The sequence below is a fragment of the Pseudonocardia sp. SID8383 genome, from assembly GCF_009864975.1.
In the GTDB taxonomy this organism is placed as follows: Bacteria; Actinomycetota; Actinomycetes; order Mycobacteriales; family Pseudonocardiaceae; genus Pseudonocardia; species Pseudonocardia alni.
The window spans coordinates 1-1,621 of sequence record NZ_WWFY01000605.1; the positions used below are offsets into that span (position 1 = coordinate 1).

Below are 1,621 nucleotides of genomic sequence, written 5' to 3' on the forward strand. Positions count from 1 at the left end.
CGGCCCGTAGCTGCGGGTCGGTCAGGCCGGCGGCGTCGAGCTCGACGCGCCCGGCCCGCTCAGCCGCGGACGCCCGCATCGGTGGTGGGCGCGGTCGACGGTGCCTCCGGGGCGCCCCGGCGCAGCCCCAGCGGGTCCGGGCGGAGCAGCGACACCGCAGCCAGGACACCGGCCAGGGCACCCGCCAGCAGGTAGTGCGGCACATAGAGGGCGGTCTCGCCGTCGGGGAAGTACACGATCATCAGCCAGATCGAGCCGGCGACCACCCACTGCAGTCCGCGCGCGCTCCACGGGGTCATCGCGAGCAGGCAGAACCCCCAGCTCAGGTACCACGGCAGGGTGGTGGGGGAGAGCACGGCGGCCAGCGCGAGGGCGATCGCGGCATTGCGCACCGCGGCCCGCGGGTCGTCGCGGCCGCGCCACCACAGCAGGGCGATCAGCAGGCCCATCACCAGCGCGCCGATGAACCGGAACGTGTCCACGAACGCCTGGGTGTTCACCTCGCCGGCGAACATCCCGGCCACGCTCGCCGTCGCCTGACCGACGGCGGTCGGCACCGACAGCCAGTTCACGATCATCGACGGGGCGCTGAGCGCGGGCAGCCAGCCCAGCCCGAGACCGGTGAGCCAGGTGGCCCCGCCGAACACGACGCCGAACACGGCCACCGACGGCACCCCGGCCCGGACCAGCCGCGACCAGAACCCGCCGGACAGCGTCGCGGCCCACACCAGCACCAGGAACGGCAGCACGATCCCGGCCGAGGCCTTCACCGCCATGGCCAGCGACGCGACGACGATCGCCCACACGAACCGCTGCCGCAGCGCCAGCAGCGCCGCCAGCGGCAGCAGGCCGACGACCAGCAGGTCGTTGTGCACCCCGCCGACCATGTGCACGACCATCACCGGGTTCGCCACGGCCAGCCACAGCGCGACCGCGGGACGCCCGCCGAGGCGCCTGGTCAGCGCGGGCAGCACCGCCACGAGCAGCAGCAGCCCGGTGACCAGGGTCAGCCGCATCAGCACGACGCCGAGCAGCACGTTCTGGCCGACCAGCAGGACCACGCCCTGCGCGAGCAGGATGAACAGCGGGCCGTAGGGGGCGGGGGTGTCCTGCCAGAAGAAGTGGACGTTGTCGGTGAAGATCCCGCCCATGGTGTCCGGCCCGACGACGTACGGGTCGTACCCGGCCAGCGGCAGCGCGCCCTGGGCGAGGTAGCTGTAGGGGTCGCGGGTGAACAACGGCGCCGTGACGAGCATCGGCAGCATCCACACCGCCGCCGTCGTCAGCACCGCGCGGCCACCGGCGCGCCGGGCGAGCACGGCGCGGCCCAGCCGCACCCACGCCCACACCATCAGCACCAGGCCGACGTAGATCACGATCGTCGCGAGCATCGCGCCGTGGCCGTAGCGCCAGAACGACAGCGCCGAGTTGCCGATCACCGGGTCCCGCATCGGGATCCCGCCGCCGCCGAACGAGCCGAGGAACATCAGCACGGTCCCGGCCAGCCCCAGCAGCAGGACACCCCGCGGCGGCGAGCCGAGCCGCTCGACCAGGCCGGGGCCCGCGGGCTCCGGTGCGGGCGGCGGGGGCACGACCGCGCCCGCGCCGGGGTCCGGCGTCA

Annotated in this window: 1 protein-coding gene; it reads right to left on the reverse strand. The window is 74.5% G+C overall.

The window, feature by feature from the left end; genetic code table 11:
- Window positions 1-59: 59 nt before the first annotated feature.
- Window positions 60-1,621 (reverse strand): polyprenol phosphomannose-dependent alpha 1,6 mannosyltransferase MptB (gene mptB, locus GTW08_RS14775; RefSeq protein ID WP_346009912.1); only part of this gene is annotated, 1,562 nt, incomplete at its 5' end.